The organism is uncultured Halovibrio sp., assembly GCF_913056445.1.
In the GTDB taxonomy this organism is placed as follows: Bacteria; Pseudomonadota; Gammaproteobacteria; order Pseudomonadales; family Oleiphilaceae; genus Halospina; species Halospina utahensis_B.
Genome location: NZ_CAJXMA010000132.1, coordinates 1 through 4377 on the forward strand (window position 1 = coordinate 1; position 4377 = coordinate 4377).

General features: G+C 62.3%; 5 protein-coding genes. 4 read left to right on the forward strand and 1 reads right to left on the reverse strand.

All coding sequences use genetic code 11. The features are described 5' to 3' along the window. Both purL and QZ501_RS14910 read left to right on the forward strand, forming a co-directional pair. Positions 1 to 1852 (forward strand): phosphoribosylformylglycinamidine synthase (gene purL, locus QZ501_RS14905; RefSeq protein WP_295720606.1); only part of this gene is annotated, 1852 nt, incomplete at its 5' end. Positions 1853 to 2108: 256 nt separating this feature from the next. Beyond that, positions 2109 to 2420, forward strand: coding sequence for a YqfO family protein (locus tag QZ501_RS14910; RefSeq protein WP_151441624.1), 312 nt, complete (start codon positions 2109 to 2111; stop codon positions 2418 to 2420). Between the two features lie 4 nt (positions 2421 to 2424). Here QZ501_RS14910 and QZ501_RS14915 read toward each other — a convergent pair whose 3' ends face one another. Beyond that, positions 2425 to 2979, reverse strand: a complete 555-nt coding sequence (locus QZ501_RS14915; RefSeq protein WP_095617830.1) for an NUDIX hydrolase — start codon at positions 2977 to 2979, stop codon at positions 2425 to 2427. A 132-nt stretch (positions 2980 to 3111) separates the two neighbouring features. On the opposite strand from QZ501_RS14915, the gene QZ501_RS14920 reads away from it, so the two are divergent. Both QZ501_RS14920 and QZ501_RS14925 read left to right on the forward strand, forming a co-directional pair. Beyond that, positions 3112 to 3696 (forward strand): CoA pyrophosphatase, encoded by a 585-nt coding sequence (locus QZ501_RS14920; RefSeq protein WP_151441623.1) that lies wholly within the window; start codon positions 3112 to 3114, stop codon positions 3694 to 3696. A 2-nt stretch (positions 3697 to 3698) separates the two neighbouring features. After that, entirely contained in the window at positions 3699 to 4241 is a 543-nt protein-coding gene (locus QZ501_RS14925) for a gamma carbonic anhydrase family protein (RefSeq protein ID WP_295720609.1), read from the forward strand. Positions 4242 to 4377 lie beyond the last annotated feature (136 nt).

Genomic DNA, 4377 nt, shown 5'->3' on the forward strand with positions numbered 1-4377 from the left:
GAGCGGCTTCAGCGGTCATACCGGCGAGGCCATGGCGATAGGCGAGCGCACGCCCATCGCCGCGATCGATCCGGCCGCCTCCGGCCGCATGGCCATCGGCGAGGCCGTGACCAACATCGCGGCGGCGCCCATTGCCCGGCTGACCGACGTGCGCCTGTCCGCCAACTGGATGGCGCCCGCAGGTCACCCCGGCGAGGATGAGAACCTTTACGAGACGGCGCGCGCCGTCGGAATGGATCTGTGCCCGAAGCTGGGAATCACGATCCCCGTGGGCAAGGATTCGCTTTCCATGAAGACGGTCTGGTCACAGGAGGGCGAATCGCGCAGCGTCACCTCGCCCCTGTCACTGGTGACTACGGGCTTTGCGCCGGTGGATGACGTCCGTAGAACGCTGACGCCGGAACTGCGGACCGACCAGGGCCCCACCGAACTCATCATGATCGATCTGGGCGAGGGTCGGAACCGGCTGGGCGGCTCGGCCCTGGCGCAGGCCTATGGCGCCATGGGCGCGGTGGCGCCGGACGTGGAGAAGCCGGAACAGCTGCGGGGCTTCTTCGAGACCATCCAGTCGCTGAATCGCCGGGGGCTGCTGCTGGCCTATCATGACCGCTCTGATGGCGGGCTGTTCACCACGCTCTGCGAGATGGCCTTTGCCGGCCGCACCGGTCTCCGGATCACCCTGGATTCACTGCTGGAAGACAGCAGCCATCTGGTGCGCGAGCTGTTCAACGAGGAGCTGGGCGCGGTGATCCAGGTGGCGCGCGACAATGTGAGTGCGGTCCTGGCGGCCATGGAGGAAGCCGGGCTTTCCAGTCATATCGCCATGATCGGGGCGCCGGCTTCGGACCAGAGGCTGAACTTCAGTTTCCAGGGCGAAGCGCTCATTGACCGTGGTCGCGCGGAACTGGCGCAGAAATGGGCCGAGACCAGCTATCGCATGCAGGCCATCCGGGACAACAGTGACTGTGCCGATGAGGAGTTCGAGACCCTGGCGGATGATGCCGATCCCGGTCTCCATGTTGATCTCAGCTTTGATCCCGGCGAGGACATCGCCGCGCCGCTGGTGAACACAGGGGCGCGACCGTCCGTGGCCGTGCTGCGGGAGCAGGGCGTCAATGGCCAGGTGGAGATGGCGGCGGCCTTCGACCGGGCCGGGTTCAATACGGTGGATGTGCACATGAGCGACATCCTCTCCGGCCGGATGACCCTGGATGAGTTCCACGTCATGGTGGCCTGCGGTGGCTTCTCCTTCGGTGATGTGCTTGGGGCCGGCGGTGGCTGGGCCAAGTCCATCCTGTTCAATCAGCGTGCCCGGGCCCAGTTCCAGGCGTTCTTCGAGCGTGGGGACACGCTCTCCCTGGGAGTCTGCAACGGCTGCCAGATGCTGGCGGAGCTGCGGGAGCTGATTCCCGGAACCGGGCACTGGCCGCGCTTTGTGCGTAACCGTTCGGAACAGTTTGAGGCGCGCACCGTTATGGTGGAAGTGCCGGAATCCAGCTCCGCCTTTTTCCAGGGCATGGCGGGCTCACGGCTGCCCATTGCGGTGGCTCACGGCGAGGGCATGGCCGAGTTCCGTAACGGCTCGGATCTGCGGGGGCTCCGGGAAGGCAACCAGGTGGCTCTGCGGTACGCTGACCATTACGGGCGCCCGACGGAACACTACCCGCATAACCCCAACGGCTCTCCGGAAGGGGTTACCGGGCTCTGTTCCGAAGACGGTCGGGCCACCATCATGATGCCCCATCCGGAGCGGGTGTTCCGGTCGGTTCAGTGCAGCTGGTATCCGGATAACTGGGGCGAGGACGGTGCCTGGCTCAGATTGTTCCGTAATGCCCGTAAATGGGTCGGTTAAGGCCTTGACACAGCATCGTTATTCACATTGGAGTATCGATTCAGGCGGGTTTAGATAGCAAGCTGAATCGAACTGCCGAATAAGTGTTCAATATTCGTAACTATCTGAAAATAAAGAACTATCGGGTTTCGGTGAAAATCTCATCAATGAGAGGCTGAGCCCGTCACTGAGCGGTTTCAGAGGCTGTTCCCATAAATTGTTCACAGAGTTTTCCACAGATTCTGTGGTTAACTTTCAGGGCTCTCGGGAGGCACGTATGTACAAGATCTGTTTCTTCGTTCCGGAGGATTATCTGGAGCAGACCAAGACCGCGGTCTTTGCCGCTGGCGGTGGTCGGATCGGGAACTACGACAGCTGCTGCTGGCAGACGAAGGGGCAGGGACAGTTCCGTCCCATGGATGGCAGTCAGCCGTTTCTCGGTCATCAGGGGCAGATTGAGACGGTTCCTGAGTACCGGGTTGAGCTGGTCTGCGAGGAGGACCTGATCCGTGCCGTCATCAGGGCCATGAAGGCCGGGCATCCCTACGAGGAGCCGGCCTACGAGGTCTATCGGATGGAGGACTTCTGAGCGCTCAGCCGTTGCGCTCGAGGCGTCTCCGGATGTCATCCACCACCACACCGTATTGGGCATCCGCGGCGTTGCGGTCGCGGAAGTAGCGGTTCAGGCTCTCGGTGACAGTGGGGAAGGCGAGCTCTTCCCACGGAATCTCGCTTTCCCGGAAGAGGGCTGTTTCCAGTGATTCCGCGCCGGCTCCGAACTGGCCATCGATCAGGCGGGCACGGAAGTACATGTGCACCTGGTCGATGTGCGGCACGTTGAGGACGGTGTAGAGGCCGTCCAGTTCCACGCGGGCCTCGGCCTCCTCGAGGGTTTCACGGATAGCGGCTTCCGTGGTGGTCTCGCCGTTCTCCATGAATCCCGCCGGTAGCGTCCAGAACCCATAGCGGGGCTCGATCGCGCGCCGGCACAGCAGGATCCGGTCTTCCCAGACCGGAATCGTCCCCGCCACGATCCGTGGGTTGATGTAGTGAATCGTGCCGCAGTTGTGGCACACGTGGCGCTCCCGGTCATCACCTTCGGGAATCCGGAACTCCACGTTTGCCCCGCAGCTGCTGCAGTACTGCATGCCCGTCTCCTGGCCATCTTCTGTTTCCGACCCTTTTCGGCGGGCCGGCGCCACTGGTTGATTCGGCGGCCATTGCGGCCACCCGCATTATCTCATAATGTCGAATACGATCGGGAACTCGGGGTCACACCTTTGAAACAGGATCTTCTGCAACGGTTCAGTCAATATCGGCCCAGGGCGCTGCCGCTGGCCTATCCGCGCGCCAGTGTGCTGGTTCCCATTACGAACGCGCGGGATCCGGAGATTGTTCTGACGCGCCGGGCCGCCCGCAATGGCCCCCACAGCGGTCAGGTCGCGTTTCCCGGCGGCATGGCCAGTGAGGAGGATGCGGGGCCTGAAGCTACAGCGCTGCGTGAAACCCATGAAGAGGTCGGGTTGCCTCCCGAGCGGGTGGAGCTGCTGGGCGAACTGAGCCAGGTGGTCTCCCGTCACGGCATTCTGGTGACGCCCTATGTGGGGCTTGTTCCGGAAACCTATCCCTATTGCGCCGAACCGGGAGAGGTGGAAACCGTTTTCCAGGTGCCCGTGCGGTGGCTTCTGGATGACCGTCGCAGCCGGACGGATGAGATCAGTTTCCACGACTGGCGCTTGTACGTGCCGTGCTACCGCTGGCAGGAGCATGACATCTGGGGTCTGTCCGCCATCATTCTGGTGGAATGCCTGAACATGGCCTTTGATGCCGCCATTGATATAACAAAGCCACCACGCGAGGGGTGAGAATGATCTACGAACTGGAAGACCGCCGGCCTGAAATCCGCGGCGACGGTCACTTTATCGCCGACAACGCCACCATTATTGGCTCTGTTCTGCTTGAGGCACGCAGCAGCGTCTGGTTCAACGCCGTTATCCGCGGCGACAATGAACTGATGACCATCGGCGAGGACAGTAATGTTCAGGATGGGGCCGTGCTCCATACTGATCCATCCCTGCCGCTCACTCTGGGGCGTGGCGTTACGGTGGGCCACCAGGCCATGCTCCACGGCTGTGAAGTGGGCGATTACAGCCTGATCGGTATCAATGCGGTGGTCCTGAACCGGGCGCGCATTGGCAGGTACTGCCTGATTGGGGCGAATACGCTGATCCCGGAAGGTATGGAGGTGCCGGATGGTTCCATGGTTGTGGGCTCGCCCGGCGTCATCAAGCGCACCCTGAGTGACGAGCCCAAGGCCATGCTGGAATACAGCGCGGCGCATTACGTGGAGAATGCGGAGCGCTATCGAACCGCGCTGAAGGCGGCATTCGGGGCCAGCGACCAGGGCTGAAAAAAGCCCCTGTTACGCCTGGATACGTGGAAACCGAAACACTGTGCCAGCGGAGCTTTAAAACGTGTTGACGCTCACGGCGCAGGGTGTAGAATACGCATCTCTTTCGGGGCAACGGCCCACAGCGGCGGCGCTT

What these genes read in the sequence shown, in the direction of transcription:
- QZ501_RS14910 (WP_151441624.1), top strand. Translation starts at nt 2,109, where the DNA reads ATGTACAAGATCTGTTTCTTCGTTCCGGAGGATTATCTGGAGCAGACC.
- QZ501_RS14915 (WP_095617830.1), bottom strand. Translation starts at nt 2,979, where the DNA reads ATGCAGTACTGCAGCAGCTGCGGGGCAAACGTGGAGTTCCGGATTCCC.
- QZ501_RS14925 (WP_295720609.1), top strand. Translation starts at nt 3,699, where the DNA reads ATGATCTACGAACTGGAAGACCGCCGGCCTGAAATCCGCGGCGACGGT.